This window comes from Roseburia rectibacter, assembly GCF_014287515.2.
In the GTDB taxonomy this organism is placed as follows: domain Bacteria; phylum Bacillota; class Clostridia; order Lachnospirales; family Lachnospiraceae; genus Roseburia; species Roseburia rectibacter.
Map to the genome: position 1 here is coordinate 2,700,665 of NZ_CP092473.1, position 18,038 is coordinate 2,718,702.

The following is an 18,038-nucleotide window of genomic DNA, read 5'->3' on the forward strand; positions in this document are numbered from 1 at the left end:
GCTGCCTTGTTCTGCCATCCATGGCAGAACATCACTGTGTGTAGGCAGGCATACCAAGATTTTCTAATTTTCTCCCAAAGTCACAAAATTAGCTTCGGCTTTGCGCAAGATGCCAGTCTTCAGGTTGTGAACACCATTTGGGTGGGCGGTTCATCTCAAAATTTGGGGGCGTAAGTGTGGATTTTTGATATTCGCACGAATGGAAATATGCTTAAAATCCTAATGTGCTGTATCATTAATATTCAGCCTGATGACTTGTCTGAAGTTTCATCTGCTATGTTGCATTACATTAATCATTTCGTAAATTACCAGACTAATAATGCAGATTATTATTCCAAGTATGTATGTTTAAAAGCATAGATATAACAGATTGCGTCGAGATTTTTCAACCTTTTTGAAATGAATGTTACAAAAATTTACGCACCCCCAAGGTTGTAAAATGAGTTCCCCGACGAAGGGTGGTTCACAATCTTGCGGCTGGCAAATCGCATCAAGCCGGGATCCGTTTTGTGACTTTGGGAGAAAATTAGAAAGTCTTTGTATGCCTGTTCACAATACAGTGTTGTGCTGCCACGGACGGCAGCACAAGTCTTAATGTGCCCGGATGGCACATTTAAGACGCACACTTCACTCCGCCACAATATAAATCAGGCATACTTAGACTTTCTTATTTTCGTACAACGGAACAAAACGAGTCCCGGCTTGATGCAATTTGCCAATCGAAAACCCCCGGAACCACCCTACACGAGGAAACTCATGTCACCCGCAAACCATCATTTATCGGAGGAACTCACGATATATGCAGGGATCTGCTGTGTAATGCAGTGAATGTTTCCTCCACCGGTCAGTATATCCCTTGCATACACCGGTATGATTTTTCTCTCCGGGCATAGTTCTACCATAATCTGCTGTGCCCGCCTGTCACTTTTTTCATTTTCCCCGCCAAACGCCGGCATGACCACGGCATTATTGGAAAAATAAAAGTTCACATAGGAAGCTGCAAGCCGCTCTCCCACTTCCCTTTTATCCTCGCCTTCCTCAAATTCATATCCTTCGAGCTCCTCTTTTGTGATACAAACCGGGGTATCCGGGATCGGAAGTTTGTGAATGATCAGTTTTCTGCCCTTTGCATCATACTCCGAACTTAAATAATCAAAACTCGCTTTTGACAATGCATACTGCGGATCGTTCTTATCGTCTGTCCATGCAAGGACAACCTCTCCCGGTCTTAGAAATGCACAGACATTGTCCACATGTTCATTTGTTTCATCCTGATAAATACCACGAGGCAGCCATAAAACTTTTTCGGCACCCAGATAACTTTTCAGTTTTTCCTCAATCTGTTCTTTTGTGAGTGATGGATTTCTTCCTTCACTGAGCAGGCAGGACTCCGTAACGAGCAGTGTTCCCTCACCGTCACTGTGAATCGAGCCACCCTCTAACACAAACGGTCTGGCATCATAACAGGTAAAGCCAAATTTTTTACAGAAATTCCATGCAAACGCATTATCTTTTTCATAAGAGGCATACAATCCATCCACCGTACCGCCCCATGCATTAAAGTTCCAGTTTACGCCACGTATACACAGATTTTTCCCCGTATGAATCTCCATTCCTGTGCTGTCTTTTTCGCATCTTATGTTGGTACCAGAACACAAATCCTGTATATAAACCTTCTTATTTTTCACACAATCTGCCTGCACAGACATCTGATTGTCTGCCGTCAATGCAATAGAATTTTTATTTACATTTTTTACCAGAAAAGTCGGTGCAACATCTCTTGCCCAGGAATCATCCGTTTCCATCTCAAAAACGATCACCGGATACAAGTTTTCTTCTTCTTTTAAACTTTGTGCAAATGCCTTTGCGTGACCGATCCCTTTTTTTCCTGCAGCAACATACACCGTTTCACTCTCTGCAATCGCGCGGATCACAGCAGAAAATGCTGCTTCTGCTTCTCTTGCACCATTTCGCCAGGAGCCTGGGCGCTCCGGCCAGATCATGATACACCCCTGATGTCTTTCAAATTCTCCCGGCATATAAAAACCATCCTGCGCGGGATTTGTCTCTTTTATCATTTCAGGACAATCTGCCTTTGAAATCCTCATAACCAAACTCCTTTATCATATCCACATTGCCATCTTCTCTTAAGACGGCAATTCCAGGCAGCGGCATACCATTAAACGTGTTGTTTTTCACCATGGAATAAATTGCCATATCCTCAAAGACAAGACGATCTCCCACCTGTTTTTTCTGTGCAAAGCTGTAATCACCGATCACATCCCCTGCAAGACAGGTCATGGAAGAAAGACGATATGTATACGGCTTTTCGCCCGGCAGGTAACCGTCTTTTAACGGAGGTCTATAAGGCATTTCTAGCACATCCGGCATATGACATGCCGCCGATGCATCCAGGATCAGAATGTCCATTCCATTATGCACGATATCCATAACTTCCGTAACCAGATATCCCGCATTAAGTGCAATCGCTTCACCCGGTTCTAGGTAAACTTCCACACCATATTTTTCTTTGATTTCGTGTATCAGGTTCTTTAAGTCATCCAGCTTATAATCTGCTCTTGTGATATGATGTCCGCCGCCTAAATTCAGCCACTTTACCTGTTTTAAATATCTTCCAAACTTCTCTTCAAACGCATGCCATGTCGTGATCAGATCATCCACATTCTGCTCACAGAGCGTATGAAAATGCAGTCCCTCGATCCCATCCGGCAGTTGTCCCGGAAATTCGCCATAAATCACGCCAAGTCTTGAACCCGGTCCACACGGATCGTAGATCTCATGCCCCTCCTGTGTGGAACACTCCGGGTTCACGCGGATTCCTGCGCTTGCCATACATTCCGGCTGCAAAAAGTAATTCTGGTACTTTTCATACTGTGCAAAGGAATTAAAGATAATATGATCACAGATTTTAACCAGCTCCTCCATATCTTTTTCCTTATAAGCCGGCGCAAACACATGATTTTCTTTTCCCATCTCTTCTTTTCCGAGACGTGCTTCAAAAATCCCGCTCGCTGTCGTTCCGCTGATATACTGCCCGATCAGCGGATACAGTGAAAACATGGAAAACGCCTTCTGCGCCAAAAGCACATGGCAGCCAGTTTCCTGTTCCAGGTTTTGTAATATTTTTAAATTCTGTTTTAATTTCTTTTCATCTACCACATAACATGGGGTAGGAATCTCCTGCCATTTCATCATAATCCCCTTCTTGCACAGCTTTTCCAATGAATTTTTTCATTTACATCTTAAGCCTGTATGTCAGCACAAATCCCATTTTTTATTCTACTGTCTGCGGATTTTCATCCACGATCCACGGCAGACCATACTGGTTTAACATATCCATAAACGGGTCCGGATCAAATTCCTCAATGTTAAATACACCATCTTTATCCCAGACTTTATCAACAACCAAAGCTGCACCGATCATAGCCGGTACACCAGTCGTATAAGAGATTGCCTGGGAACCTACTTCTTTATAACACTCCTGATGATCACAGACATTATAGATATAGATTGTCTTTTCTTTTCCATCTTTCTTTCCTGTAAAAATACAGCCGATATTCGTTTTACCGACAGTGCGCGGTCCTAATGATGCCGGGTCCGGAAGCAGTGCTTTCAAAAACTGGATCGGTACGATCTCCCTGCCCTCATATTCAATCGGTGAAGTAGAAAGCATTCCAACATTCTCTAAACATTTCATATGTGTCAGATAGCTCTGTCCAAATGTCATAAAGAAACGGATTCTCTTTACTCCCGGCACATTTTGGGCGAGAGACTCAATCTCTTCATGATGCAGCAGGTACATATCTTTCTCACCGACCTGCGGGAAATTATATTCTCTTTTAATTTCCATCGGTTTTGTTTCCACCCAGTGACCATTCTCCCAGTAGGAACCATTTGCAGAAACCTCACGCAGATTGATCTCAGGATTGAAATTCGTTGCGAACGGATAACCATGGTCGCCGCCGTTGCAGTCTAAAATATCGATTGTCTCGATCTCATCAAAATAATGCTTCAATGCATAAGCTGTAAATACGCTTGTTACACCCGGATCAAACCCACTTCCAAGAAGTGCAGTGATTCCTGCCTCCTTAAATTTTTCACGATATGCCCACTGCCAGGAATAATCAAAATATGCGGTAAATCCTTCTTCTTCGCAGCGTTTTTCATAGATAGCACGCCATTTTTTATCATCGGTATCTTCCGGTTCGTAGTTTGCAGTATCAATATAGTCTACCTTACAGGCAAGACAGGCATCCATAATCGTTAAATCCTGATATGGCAATGCTACATTTAATACAGCATCCGGCTGATACTCTTTGATCAGGGCGATCAGCTCCTCTGTGTTGTCCGCATTTACCTGCGCTGTTGTGATGACGGTATCTGTTGTTTTCTCCAGTTTTTCTTTTAATGCATCACATTTTGATTTTGTTCTGCTCGCAATACAGATCTCTGTAAAAGTTTTGCTGTTCTGACAACATTTGTGAATCGCAACTCCTGCTACTCCGCCACATCCGATAATTAATAATCTTCCCATTTTGATCTCCTTTCTTATGTGTGAAAATCCTTATTTTCACTCTGACCGCAATTTCCATGCCTTTTATATCTTTAATTTTCTTATCGTCTGAATCTAACTAACATACTTTACGTTATTGGCAATTTTTGTATATTTTATTTCTTACGGCCTTCCTCTTCCTCTAACATATCCTCCACATACCGTGGCAGCATAAACGCTCCCTTGTGCAGGTTGGTCGTATAATACCATGTCTTTATCTTCCGCTCTTTCCAGCGCTTCACATCCAGATCATCGAGCGGATGATATTTCTTTGAAGCAAATCCGAACAGCCAGTAACCGGAGGAACACGTTGGTATGTGTGCCTGATAAACACGGCTGATCGGGAAACTGTGACTTGCCTTTCTGTGCATTCCACGGCAGGATTCCTCATCTTCATCGTAAAAAGGACTTCCATGCTGATAGACCATGATTCCGTCATCCTTTAAGGCACGGAAACAGTTTCCGTAAAATTCCTTGGTAAACAACCCTGCTGTATGCCCAAGCGGATCGATTGCATCATTGATGATCAGATCATACTCGTCATGTTTCATCCGCAAAAACTTAAGTCCATCCTCATAGTAAACTGTCACACGCTCATCCGATAAACCACATGCGTTATCCGGGAAAAATTCTTTACATACCTCCACGAACACACGATCTGGTTCCACCACATCGATCTGTTCTATTTCATCGTAGTATCCAAGCTCACGCGCCACACCACCGTCACCGCCACCGATGACTAACACTTTTTTTACATGCGGATGTACTGCCATAGGAACATGTACGATCATCTCATCATAGACAAACTCATCTTTTTCTGAAAAAACAATACTTCCATCCGAACTTAAAAATCTTCCAAACTCGTCCGAATCAAACACATCGATCCGCTGAAACTCTGTCTGAAGTCCGAATAACTGTTTCTGCACCTTAATAGATACCTTTACTTTTTCTGTATGGTAATCTGAAAACCAAAGCTCCATGATTACTTCTCCCTTCTTCTGTCCGATTTCTAACACATCTTTGGTTCATGTGCAAGCACCTTCAGATTTTCAACTTCGGGATCTTCCGTTCCCTGCATGGAACATCCTTTTTCTTTCGCATAAACAATGTACTCAATGATCTCCGGCGTGATCATCTCGCCCGGCGCTAAAATCGGGATTCCCGGTGGATAGCACATGACAAATTCACCACAAATTCTTCCGGCCGTCTGTCGTACCGGCAGAGATTCCTTTTGGGAATAAAATGCCACCTGCGGCGACACCAGAACTTTCGGGTTGATATATTCTGTGTTTAACATCTTTGCCGGATCTTTTGAATACAGCCGCTTGATATCTGCAAGCGCCCCGACAAGCCGCTCGATGTCCTGTATCCGGTCACCAATGGAAATATAGGCAAGAATATTCGCAATATCCCCCAGCTCGATCTGGATATCATATTCATCCCGCAGCAGATCATAGACTTCGATGCCTGCAAGTCCGATATCTCGCGTATAGACTGACAGTTTCGTCACATCAAAATCATAGACACTGCCGCCATTGATCATATCTTTACCATACGCATAAAATCCACCGATGGAATTGATCTCATCTCTGGCGTATTCTGCCATCTGTGCTACTTTTGCAAATGATTCCTTTCCTCGCAGTGCAAGATTTCTTCTCGAAATATCAAGACTTGACATCAAAAGATAAGACGCACTCGTCGTCTGTGTCAGATTGATGATCTGGCTGACATATTCCCAGTTCACGCCCCGTCCGGTCAGAAGAAGCGAACTCTGTGTCAGACTTCCTCCCGACTTGTGCATGGAAACAGATGCCATATCTGCACCGGCATCCATGGCACACACCGGAAGATTCTCCCCAAAATACAGGTGTGTTCCATGCGCTTCATCCACCAGCACCAGCATATTGTGTGCATGTGCCACTTTTACAATGGAACGCAGATCAGAGCAGATTCCATAATAAGTTGGATTGTTGACCAGTACTGCCACTGCATCCGGGTTCTCCAGAATCGCACGTTCCACTTCTGATACCTGCATGCCAAGCGAAATGCCAAGTTTCACATCCACTTCCGGGTTGACATAAACCGGAATCGCTCCACAGAGTACAAGTGCATTGATCACACTCTTATGCACATTGCGCGGCAAAATGATCTTATCCCCTGCCTTGCAGCAGGAAAGCACCATACCCTGAACAGATGAAGTGGTTCCTCCTACCATAAAAAATGCATGTTCTGCCCGGAATGCCTCCGCTGCAAGTTCCTCCGCCTCCTTGATCACAGAGACCGGATGACAGAGATTATCAAGCGGCTTCATGGAATTGACATCTAAGCTGACACACTTTTCTCCCAACAGCTCCACTAACTCCGGATTTCCCCTTCCTCTCTTATGTCCCGGCACATCAAACGGTACCACTCTTCGTTTTTTTAACTTTTCTAATGCTTCATAAACCGGCGCATGCATCTGCTGCTCTTTGTCCATGACTTCTAAAAACCCCCTCATCTTCCATAAAAATACGGTATGTCTGCCTTTATATGCTTGCGCCTTTCTGATAAATTCATTAATATCCAAAAGTACAAAAAAGAACAGGCATCCATCACCTGTTCTTCTATCGTCGTTATCATCATAGTCATACTTTATGTAATCTGTCTACATTCTGCAAAAACTATTTTCTCCAGAGTCCGCGTTGGGTTACTGTTCAGTCGTAAGCTTGACACTTGCTGTCAAGCTGTGCGCCAGAAACTAGATAATGCCAAATTACAGCCCCATGCATCGAAGATGCATTTAAAATGGGCTGTAATAGTTGCTGCTCACACAGTATGTGTGAACAGCAACTGCGTTGGCACCATCGCCAGCAAATATTTGCGTATACTACTCTTATTGACCGTTTCACAAGTGATATTGGATTCCGGGATATCCCCGTAATCAACTTATAAAATTTGAGCTTCTAACTCAATCAATAACGCGGCTTACACCGCAATCGGCAGTTGCCCCGCCTGTCCGTATGGGCTTAACCAATCTCTTGGTGGGCAAACAATAGATCTGTTTCTTCTCTATTGTAACGAATATTTGCATGAAAACAATTTTCGCATTCATGTGATTTGAAGTATAACACACGCATCTGGCAAATGCAATAAATATCTGCTTTTCTTCATATTTTATTTTGCTTTAAATGAAATTTTTTTATTGCCATCCTTTTTGGAATCGAGCCATCCACCATAGTAGCAGTCCTGTAACACATAGGTTTTACCCTTTGTCAGTTTCTTTGTTTTGATTGTAATCTTATTGCTTCCAACTTTGGCAGTTGCGGTTGCACTTATAGTCTTTCCATTTCCTTTCAGTTTGATCTTAAACTGGCAGGTATTCCCCTTTTTGATGGTGGACTTATAATCTTTTCTTGTAGTGCAGGCAAGACCAAACAACTGATCTGCGGTCACTTTTGATTTTAATGTGATCGTTGCTGTTGTTCCTTTTCCGGTAACTGAATTAATTTTGAACATCTTGCTGCTGCGTGTTGACAGCGGATTTGCAACACTGATGGCAGCAGAAGATAAACTGGAATATCCACTAGTTGACAGATAACCATAATAGGCATATGTCTTTCCTGTCTTGGATGCTGATACATAATCTCCAATATAGAGATCCTCCAGTCTCCACCTGGACATCTCCGATATTCTTATCGTCGATCATTTTCATGAATGTTCCATAGTCAACTTCTGTTACCTGCCTCTTGATCAGAAGTGGTGTCACAAAAAGGTTAAATACAAACAGAACGATCGGTACGATACCGTAGTAATAAAATAACGATGTCTTTCAATATACAATCACATTCTTTTGTATATACAGATATTTATTTGGTCCACTCCCGGACTAAATGTATCTCTCTTTTATATCCCTCATCATCATTCGGTGTCTCTAAAATAAACGGTCTTCCCTCTAAAAGCGGGTGCACTGCCACATGACGCATTGCCTCTGCGCCGATCTTTCCCTCTCCGATCCTCGCATGGCGGTCCTTGTGGGAACCACAGTCATTCATGCTGTCGTTAAAATGAACCGCCTTTAAACGGTCAAGCCCGATCACCCGGTCAAACTCCTTTAATACACCCTCTAAATCATTCACGATGTCGTAGCCGCCATCCCATACATGGCAGGTATCAAGGCAGACTCCCATTTTTTCTTTTAATTCCACACGGTCTAAGATCTCTCTTAATTCCTCAAAATTTCTGCCAACCTCAGTTCCTTTTCCTGCCATCGTCTCAAGCAGAACTGTCGTTGTCTGATCCGGTTTTAATGCCTCATTTAACGCTTCTGCGATCAGTTCAATTCCAGTATCTGCCCCCTGTCCCACATGGGAACCCGGATGAAAATTATAATAATTGCCCGGTGTATACTCCATGCGTCTTAAATCATCGAATAACATTTCCTTTGAAAAAGAACGGACATCCTCTTTCGCTGCACAGAGATTCATCGTATACGGCGCATGTGCAACGATCTTGCCAAATTCATGCTCCTTAGCAAAATTTAAAAACTTTTCCACGTCTTTTTCATCAATTTCTTTTGCCTTTCCACCACGTGGATTTCTGGTAAAAAAAGCAAATGTATTGGCATCTAACGCTAACGCTGCCTTTCCCATTGCCGCATAACCTTTCGATGCGGATAAATGATTTCCTATTAACATATCAATCCTCATTTCTGCACTGTGCTTCGCGCATCTTAAGTTTACACACAATAATACTCCTGTCTGTATGCGCGCATGCTCTTTTATTCTGCCCGGTTCTTCTCCACGATCGTACCTGCCCTGTATGCTGCGAGCAGTTCTTCAAGATCATGGATCGACTCTTTTAAGCCTTTTCCGATATCCGTATCCGCAACTGTTTTTCTCCGTACAACCTGCTGCACGAGTACGGTGTGGGAGACAATATCGCTTCCATCCTGCACCGCTTTTTCCACCGACTCAAACGGCTCATGCGCCGCAAGCACCAGACCATACGAATTATAGATCAACGTATAGCCTGCAATTCCGGTCTTTGGCTGGTATGCTTTAGAAAAACCGCCGTCAATGATCAGAAGTTTTCCATTACATTTAACCGGTGACTCTCCTTTTTTTGCCTCCACCGGAATATGACCGTTGATAATGTGTGCCTCCGCACCTTCAAGTCCGAATTCCTCTAATATACGGTTGACCACTTCCTCTTTTTCAAGCAGCCTGTAGTATGGATTTTTCGGTTCCTGATGTGTCGTTTTATCCGCGATAAAATAACGTTCAAACGTTGTCATCTTTGCCTTGCCAAACACCGGGGAATTCTGGTTTTCCCAGATAAACCATAAAATATCCTGTCCCTTTTTCTTTTCCTTCGGGTCGATCGCATAATAACCTTTTCTCGCATAGCCTTCTAGCACATCATAAAGCTCTTTTCCGGTATATTCTTTTCCGAAAACATTGACTTTCGTGAACGTGCCATCCTCATTTAACGGCACACAGCCATGATAGAGAAGATTGCCATTGTATACTTTGTAGAGGCTTCCCTGTGTATACAAAAAACGTACATGACGCTGCAGCTTTTCACAATTTGTAAATGCCGCCACCAGACGCTCCATCACATCTGCTTCATCCTCCGAAAGGCGATATGGATCTTTCCAGTCGATTGTCGGAAAGTTGACATCCTTGAGCGGATATTCTTTTCCTTCCACACACACCGTTCCCTTTTTAATATCAATCTTGTCAAGCAGAAGCCTTTTTTCCATCTCAAATTCCGGGTGTTCTTTGATCAGCTGTCCTTCCAGCTTAAACTGCATGATTGTGATCGCCTTGTGCATTTTTTCATCTAAAAATGCGTCATGTACATCATACTCATCTTCCCTGTAATCCAGTTTAAAACAATCACAGGAATCCTTGTCATACCATTTCATCGCAAATCTTGCCAGCGGTACAAGATTAATTCCATAACCATCCTCTAACAGATCGAGGTTGCCGTATTTTGCGGAAATGCGGATCACATTGCAGATGCACGCAGCACTTCCAGACGCTGCTCCCATCCAGTATACGTCGTGATTACCCCACTGGATATCCACAGAATGATGCTCCATCAGCGTATCCATGATCAGATTCGGATATGGTCCCCTGTCAAAAATATCCCCGACTACATGCAGATGATCCACGACAAGACGGCGGATCAGATTACAGAACGCAGTCACAAGTTCCGCAGCCCTTCCTGTACGGATGACCGACCGGATGATTTCATTATAGTATGCTTCCTGATCAGATACTTCCTGTCTGCCGGTCAGAAGTTCCTCGATCACATAGGCAAAGTCTCTCGGCAGTGCTTTGCGCACCTTTGATCTTGTATACTTGGAAGATGCACTTTTACAGATGCGGATCAGGCGGTACAAAGTCACCTTGTACCAGTCCTCTAAATTATCTTCCGTCTTTAAAACCTGTTCTAATTTCTGTTCCGGATAATAAATCAGTGTGGCGATTGCTTTTTTCTCCGCCGCACTGATTGCATTGCCAAATTCATCTTCTATTTTCCGCTTAATAGCACCGGAACCGTTTTTTAACACATGTAAAAACTGGTCATACTCCCCATGCACATCTGTGATAAAATGCTCCGTTGCCTTTGGCAGGCTAAGAATTGCCTGTAAATTAATGATCTCCGTTGCCGCTGTGGCAATGGTTGGATACTGGTTTGATAAACTTTTTAAATAACGCAGGTCGGTCTGCCCCATAGTGTTCCTCATTTCTTTCTGCACGTTCATTTGCTGCTTTTTATCTTAGCACAGGAAATGAACCGGGGCAACCAACGTTAATTTATTGTCAATACACTACGCGATCGTAGCCTTGATCACATCCCCCATATCATAGAAACCAGCCGGTTTACCGGATAAGAATTTTGCTGCCTGAACAGCTCCTTTTGCAAATACACTTCTGGAATATGCAGTATGCTTAAACTCGATCACCTCATCAAGTCCTGCAAAGATCACTTCATGCTCTCCTACGATGCTGCCACCACGCACTGCTGAAATACCGATCTCTGTTTTTTCTCTCTTTTTACGCTCTTTGCTGCGGTCATAAGTATAAGTATATGCATTGTCAAGTGCTTCATTCATGGAATCAGCAAGTGCAAGTGCCGTACCGCTCGGTGCATCTAATTTCTGATTATGGTGTTTTTCAACAATCTCCATATCAAAACCTGCCGGTGCTAAAATGGTTGCTGCCTGTTTTAATAATTCCATTAACATGTTGATTCCAAGGGACATGTTGGCAGATTTTAATACGGCAACTTTTTTCGATGCCTCGTCCACCTTTTTTAACTGCTCCTCAGACAGTCCTGTTGTACAGAGTACTACCGGGATCTGCTTGTCCACACTGTATACTAAAAGATCATCCACTGCCTTTGCGTTGGAAAAATCAATGATCACATCCGCTGCCACATCGCACACAGAAATATTCGGGAATACCGGATAATCGTTCTTAATGCCATCGTACAGGTCGATTCCTGCCACGATTTCAATATCTGCATCTTCCTTACAGATTCCGGTAATCACCTGTCCCATTTTTCCGTTACATCCACTCATAATTGCTCTTATCATATTGTTTTTTCCTCTCTTTTCTATGTTTAAAGCAACACCGGAAACGCTGCCCCCAACATTTCCGGTGTTTTTATCAATCTGGCTGTCTGATGTTTTTATCACTTACGCCAGCTTAATCCCATAATTCTTCATTACTTCCGCAAGTTTTGCTGCATTTGCATCTGTCATCTCTGTGAGTGGGGAACGAAGCGGTCCTGCTTCCATACCCATCAGATTCAGTGCTTTCTTGACCGGTATCGGGTTAACCTCTGAAAACAGTGCCTCAATGAGCGGCTGTGCCTTTAACTGGATCTCCATTGCTTTTTTCGTATCGCCATCAAAGAATGCCATACACATATCATGTACATCTTTCGGTGCAACATTTGACCATACGGAGATCACTCCGATCGCTCCGATGGACATAAGCGGTACCACGATTCCATCCTCACCGGAATACAAATCAAGTTTTCCGTCCGTTAAATACATTGCTTTTGCTGCCTGTGCAACGTTTCCGGTTGCTTCTTTGATCGCAACGATGTTCTCCACATCACGATACAATGTTGCGGCTGTTTCTGGAAGAATATTGCATCCGGTACGGCTTGGCACATTGTACATAATAATAGGAAGTTTTACAGAATTTGCAATCTCTGTGTAGTAGCGGATCAGACCGCCCTGTGTTGCCTTATTATAATATGGAGTTACACAGAGTAATCCATCTACGCCCGCCTTTTCTGCTTTCTCAGAAAGATGGATTGCTTCTCTTGTACAGTTTGAACCGGTTCCGGCAACAACCGGGATACGGTGTTTTGCAAACTGGACTGCGGCTTTGATCACGTCTGCATGCTCCTCTGTCGTCAATGTAGAGCTCTCACCGGTTGTACCTGCAATAATGATACAGTCCGTTCCCTGATCGATCTGATACTCGATCATTTCCTCTAATCTGTCATAATTTACTTCCTCATTGTTTTTCATTGGTGTTACGATCGCCACACCGGCTCCTTTAAAAATAGACATACTAACAATCCTCCTGCTTCCTGTATTATGATACGTTAGGATACACTGCTTTGTGCACACGGTATTTTATTTATTCATAGGACATAATTTCCCTTTGAATTAAAAAAACCGACTCTGATGAGCCGGTTCGTAAATTCTAATCATATGTATTACTCAGTATATGTCGAATCCGATAGCGCCCCATCTTTCTGCTTTACAGCTTAAGATGACAGTCATAAGGCTCTTTACCTTATGCCCAGGAACATATCTGCAGCAAATATACTCCTTCGGCGTCCTTTCCTTTCATTTTCCATCCACTGTCTCTGCCACATCCGTAAAAACTACTCTTAAAGCACGCAACCTCTATCAAGCAATATGTATCTTTTAGCAATCATAGCACCATCTATTTCTACTGTCAATCCAATTCCTCTAAAAAATCAATTTTGCTGACGGACACCTCATAGGCGACTCTCTTTTCCGTCTGCGTCTCCGACAGTTTTTTAACATATTCCCTGCTCTGTATCCTGCCCCAGATCTGCACATGTCCGCCTACATCAAATCCGGATGCAAATCTCGCATTTCTGCCCCAGCAGATACATGGGATATAATCTGATTTTCCGTAGGAGCGGTTGACTGCGATCAAAAGATCTGCGATCTCTCTTCCAAGCGGCGTTTTCCGGTAAATCGGTTCCTTACATACATAACCATCCAGAAAGATCTGGTTGCTTTTCACGTCATCATCGATCTCATCTAAAAATTCCAGTTCTCTCACGAACACAGAAAGCACCAGCCTGTTTTTCTTTTCCTCGTGCCTGTTAAATGAACGGAACTGCCCTGTCACATAAATATTCTGTCCGACCATATCTTCATTGACATCAATCAGCCGCTCTGAAACCATAAGTGGTATATAATCCATATAATTGCTGAGACGGTTGACTGCCACATCGACCATATAAAATCCCTCTCCGTACACTTCGTGACTGAACCGGAAATCTGATACGATCTCCCCCACGATTGACACCTGGTTGTTTTCAAACATTTTATCTGCCATGAATTTTCTCCCTTCCTTACGGCCATACACCTGTATTTTTTGTACTTTTTTTACCGTTTCTTTCTCGTATGACCTGCCTGACATATTATTTTTACCATGTATCACATTCAAATTTTCATGGAACATGTCGATAAGAAAACGAATGTAATGACAACTTTTGTCAGGTTTTTGTTGAAAAAAATCTTGCAGAATCCCATAAATATGATAAAATGTATAGGTTGGTTTTTTAACCTTATGTTACAGTTAATTCATTTCACACAGGAAAGAGAGATTTTGTATATGAAAATGAAACGTGAAGATGTCCGTAATATTGCCATTATCGCACACGTTGACCATGGTAAGACAACACTGGTCGATGAGCTGTTAAAGCAGAGCGGCGTATTCCGCGCGAATCAGGAAGTTCAGGAACGTGTCATGGACTCTAATGATATCGAGAGAGAACGTGGTATCACGATCCTTTCAAAAAACACTGCCATTACCTATAAAGGCGTAAAGATCAATGTCATTGATACTCCTGGTCATGCAGACTTCGGTGGTGAGGTTGAGCGTGTCCTTAAAATGGTAAACGGTGTTATTCTTGTCGTTGACGCATTCGAGGGTGTTATGCCTCAGACGAAATTCGTACTGATGAAAGCGTTAGAGCTTTCTCTTCCGGTTATCGTATGTTTAAATAAAGTAGACCGTCCGGAAGCCCGCCCGAACGAAGTTGTCGATGAAGTGCTTGAATTATTCATGGACTTAGATGCTTCCGACGAACAATTAGACTGTCCATTCCTTTTTGCATCCGCAAGAGACGGTTACGCAGTACGCGAGATCGGTGATCTTGTAAATAACAAAAAAGATATGACACCTCTGTTTGAGACGATCATTGATTATATTCCTGCTCCGGAGGGTGACCCGGATGCAAACACACAGGTACTCATCAGTACGATCGATTACAATGAGTACGTTGGACGTATCGGTATCGGTAAAGTCGACAACGGCTGCTTAAAGGTAAATCAGGAAGCTGTTGTAGTAAACCATCATGAACCGGACAAACAGAAAAAAGTCCGCATCAGCAAATTATATGAATTTGACGGTTTAAATAAAGTAGATGTTGCAGAGGCAAAAATCGGATCGATCGTTGCGATTTCCGGTATCGCTGATATCCATATCGGAGATACGATCTGTGCTCCGGAAAATCCGGTTGCGATCCCGTTCCAGAAAATTTCCGAGCCGACACTTTCCATGAACTTTATGGTAAATGACAGTCCGCTCGCCGGACAGGAAGGAAAATTCATCACTTCCCGTCATTTAAGAGACCGTCTGTTCAAAGAGTTAAATACCGATGTTTCTCTGCGGGTAGAGGAAACAGAGAGCCCGGACTGCTACAAAGTATCCGGCCGTGGTGAGCTTCACTTATCCGTATTAGTTGAGAACATGCGCCGTGAAGGATATGAATTTGCAGTCAGCAAGGCTGAGGTTTTATATCACACAGACGAAAATGGTAAAAAGACAGAGCCTATGGAGATCGCTTATGTCGATGTTCCGGATGAATTTACCGGTACAGTTATCGATAAGTTAAGCCAGCGTAAAGGTGAGCTTGTCAACATGAAACCGATCACCGGTGGTTATACCCGTCTTGAGTTTAACATTCCATCCCGCGGTCTCATCGGTTACCGTGGAGATTTCATGACTGATACAAAGGGAAATGGTATCATCAATACTATTTTCAATGGCTATGCTCCATACCGTGGAGAGATCGCTTACCGTAAACTTGGTTCCCTGATCGCATTTGAGTCCGGTGAATCTGTAACCTATGGTCTTTTCTCCGCCCAGGACCGTGGTACCTTATTTATCGGACCGGGTGAAAAAGTTTATGCCGGTATGGTAATCGGTTCCTGTGCAAGAGCCGAGGATATCGAACTTAACGTTTGTAAAAAGAAACATCTTACAAACACACGTTCTTCTTCCGCTGACGAGGCTCTGACATTGGTTCCTCCAAAAGTTTTAAGTTTAGAGCAGGCACTTGATTTTATTGATGTCGATGAGCTTCTCGAAGTAACACCGGAGAGTCTTCGTATCCGTAAACGTATCTTAGACCCGACACTTCGTAAACGTGCTAATATGAAAAAATAGTCATTCTACTATCATGAATAACAAAAAAGATGATCCGCACTGTCACCGTTACGGATCATCTTTTTTCATTCCGGCATCATAAAATGCCCTGCTGTTCTTTCCGTTTTTCTTTACCTCATACATAGCATGATCTGCCGCCGCGATCACTTCTGTACTGTTCTTTCCATCTTTCGGATAAATTGCAATCCCGATACTGGATGCCAGATACTGCTCACCACCGGCAATCTGATATGGTATTTTAAATGTATCTAAAATCTTCATCGCATAGGTATCTATGACTTCTGTCTGACCGCTTGCCACAATCGCGACAAATTCATCCCCCGCCAGCCTGTAAACCTCAAATACATCATCTACAAGTGTACCAGCACGCACTGCCATTTCCTTAAGTACCGCATCTCCTTCATTGTGTCCGTAGACATCATTGATCCGCTTAAAATTGTCCATATCAAACATGATCAGACCAAATGGTTTTCCTTCCCTGATCCGGTACTGCAGCTCCTCCATGAACACACGACGGTTTAAAAGCGATGTCAGTGCATCATAACGCGCCATAAAATTCAGCTTTTTATTGAGTGAACTGATTGTTTCATTTACCTTTCTTTTATGCATATTATCCCGCACAAGCCAGATAATGGATAAAAGCAGTATCACACCAATCACAGATGTAACACGGATTACTTTTCCATATTGTTCCATAAATGTCTCTTTATGATTGATAATTTTTGCATTATCCGGCAGCATACTGCGTGATATATCAAAGCGCTTCATAACATTTTCATCAAAACAATATATCATCGGTGAGTCCTGCACCACAGCCATACTTTCACAGACTCCGCCATCCAGAATTTTTGATGCCATCTGCCCGGCAATCTCCCCCATCTTTTCATGTGAGACGATCTTTCCGCCAAGCAATCCCTGTCCCATACCGATTGCAATTCCGGAAAACACCGGAATACGGGCACGGCTGCTTAACATCTGCACAGATTCTGCTGATGCATATACATTTCCATCCTTATCATTACTGCACAAAATATATAACAGAATCGAGCTTTGATCCAAAGACTCTACACGCCCGATCAGATCTTTTTGTGAAAGTTCTGATGCATTAATATCATGAAATTCCAGATCAGGAAAAGAATCCTGACAAGAATAAAATTCTTTTCTTGCACTGAGTCCTGTTACTGTATTATCAACAATTGCCACGATACGCGTAGCCTGGGGACATATTTTTTTTGCAAGTTTTATGGTATCTTCATAGGTCTGGTTTTCTATCACACCTGTAACATCCGGTTCCTGATTCAGCTCCAATGCTTTTTCTGAATTATTGACACCCTCAAAAACAATCGGCGTATCTCCAAATAATTTTTTCCGGTACGCAAGTGCAAAATTAAACGCGGCATCATCTCCCACTATAACCACATCATAAGCCGGAACCTGACTCAGATAATAACTCAGGCTTTTGTAAAACAGATGTACATTTTCCGCTGTATCAACGTTTTTTGTATCCATAAACTTATAGTCAATCGTCACTTCATCCCCAAGTGCCCGCCTGATTCCCTCAACCTGTTGCGGAATCGTCTCCCATGCATAGGAATAAGAACTGATAAACAACACACGTCCCCGCTCTTTTTCTTTTGCATGAACCGGAGAACTTATGCCTGAACACAGCAGCACAAAAAGAATCGCTGCTATCATGCAGCTTTTTTTTATTTTATTTTTTTTCATTTGTATCCCCCATT

13 protein-coding genes, 1 pseudogene and 1 riboswitch are annotated in these 18,038 nt (G+C 42.9%); of the genes and pseudogenes, 1 reads left to right on the forward strand and 13 read right to left on the reverse strand.

Going from position 1 to position 18,038, the window contains the following annotated elements:
• Window positions 1–773 precede the first annotated feature (773 nt).
• The 12 genes and pseudogenes from H8S51_RS12650 to H8S51_RS12700 form a co-directional block, all read right to left on the reverse strand.
• Window positions 774–2,108, reverse strand: coding sequence for an agmatine deiminase family protein (locus H8S51_RS12650; protein ID WP_186899122.1), 1,335 nt, complete (start codon window positions 2,106–2,108; stop codon window positions 774–776).
• Window positions 2,080–3,213 (reverse strand): carboxynorspermidine decarboxylase, encoded by a 1,134-nt coding sequence (gene nspC, locus H8S51_RS12655; RefSeq protein WP_118209153.1) that lies wholly within the window; start codon window positions 3,211–3,213, stop codon window positions 2,080–2,082. The genes H8S51_RS12650 and nspC overlap by 29 nt, the downstream gene beginning before the upstream one ends.
• An 82-nt stretch (window positions 3,214–3,295) precedes the next feature.
• Complete coding sequence (locus H8S51_RS12660; protein ID WP_118209154.1) at window positions 3,296–4,555, reverse strand: saccharopine dehydrogenase family protein; 1,260 nt, start codon at window positions 4,553–4,555, stop codon at window positions 3,296–3,298.
• A 134-nt stretch (window positions 4,556–4,689) separates the two neighbouring features.
• Window positions 4,690–5,553: a polyamine aminopropyltransferase gene (speE, locus tag H8S51_RS12665; protein WP_117919687.1), complete on the reverse strand. Its 864-nt coding sequence runs from the start codon at window positions 5,551–5,553 to the stop codon at window positions 4,690–4,692.
• 29 nt (window positions 5,554–5,582) lie between these two features.
• Window positions 5,583–7,049: an aminotransferase class I/II-fold pyridoxal phosphate-dependent enzyme gene (locus tag H8S51_RS12670; protein WP_117919712.1), complete on the reverse strand. Its 1,467-nt coding sequence runs from the start codon at window positions 7,047–7,049 to the stop codon at window positions 5,583–5,585.
• A 677-nt stretch (window positions 7,050–7,726) separates the two neighbouring features.
• Complete coding sequence (locus H8S51_RS12675; RefSeq protein WP_186899121.1) at window positions 7,727–8,233, reverse strand: hypothetical protein; 507 nt, start codon at window positions 8,231–8,233, stop codon at window positions 7,727–7,729.
• Between the two features lie 37 nt (window positions 8,234–8,270).
• Window positions 8,271–8,318: pseudogene (locus H8S51_RS18450) on the reverse strand (hypothetical protein); the annotation flags it as partial.
• A 100-nt stretch (window positions 8,319–8,418) separates the two neighbouring features.
• Window positions 8,419–9,246 (reverse strand): deoxyribonuclease IV, encoded by an 828-nt coding sequence (locus H8S51_RS12680; protein ID WP_241070709.1) that lies wholly within the window; start codon window positions 9,244–9,246, stop codon window positions 8,419–8,421.
• 83 nt (window positions 9,247–9,329) lie between these two features.
• The gene (locus H8S51_RS12685; RefSeq protein WP_186899120.1) at window positions 9,330–11,294 is read right to left on the reverse strand and encodes a fructose-1,6-bisphosphatase; all 1,965 of its coding nucleotides are present in this window, start codon (window positions 11,292–11,294) and stop codon (window positions 9,330–9,332) included.
• A gap of 96 nt (window positions 11,295–11,390) precedes the next feature.
• Window positions 11,391–12,158 carry a 4-hydroxy-tetrahydrodipicolinate reductase gene (dapB, locus tag H8S51_RS12690; protein WP_022112756.1) on the reverse strand — a complete coding sequence of 256 codons (768 nt, stop codon included), beginning with the start codon at window positions 12,156–12,158 and terminating at the stop codon, window positions 11,391–11,393.
• Window positions 12,159–12,260: 102 nt separating this feature from the next.
• Window positions 12,261–13,151, reverse strand: a complete 891-nt coding sequence (gene dapA / locus H8S51_RS12695) for a 4-hydroxy-tetrahydrodipicolinate synthase (protein WP_186899119.1) — start codon at window positions 13,149–13,151, stop codon at window positions 12,261–12,263.
• 165 nt (window positions 13,152–13,316) lie between these two features.
• Window positions 13,317–13,504: riboswitch (Lysine riboswitch) on the reverse strand.
• 41 nt (window positions 13,505–13,545) lie between these two features.
• A complete protein-coding gene (locus H8S51_RS12700) occupies window positions 13,546–14,181 on the reverse strand; it encodes a single-stranded DNA-binding protein (protein WP_117919679.1) in 636 nt (211 codons plus the stop codon).
• Between the two features lie 279 nt (window positions 14,182–14,460).
• Between H8S51_RS12700 and typA the strand changes: the two genes are divergently transcribed.
• Complete coding sequence (typA, locus tag H8S51_RS12705; protein WP_117919706.1) at window positions 14,461–16,299, forward strand: translational GTPase TypA; 1,839 nt, start codon at window positions 14,461–14,463, stop codon at window positions 16,297–16,299.
• A 48-nt stretch (window positions 16,300–16,347) separates the two neighbouring features.
• On the opposite strand, the gene H8S51_RS12710 is transcribed toward typA, so the two are convergent.
• Window positions 16,348–18,024, reverse strand: a complete 1,677-nt coding sequence (locus H8S51_RS12710; RefSeq protein WP_117919677.1) for an ABC transporter substrate binding protein — start codon at window positions 18,022–18,024, stop codon at window positions 16,348–16,350.
• Window positions 18,025–18,038 lie beyond the last annotated feature (14 nt).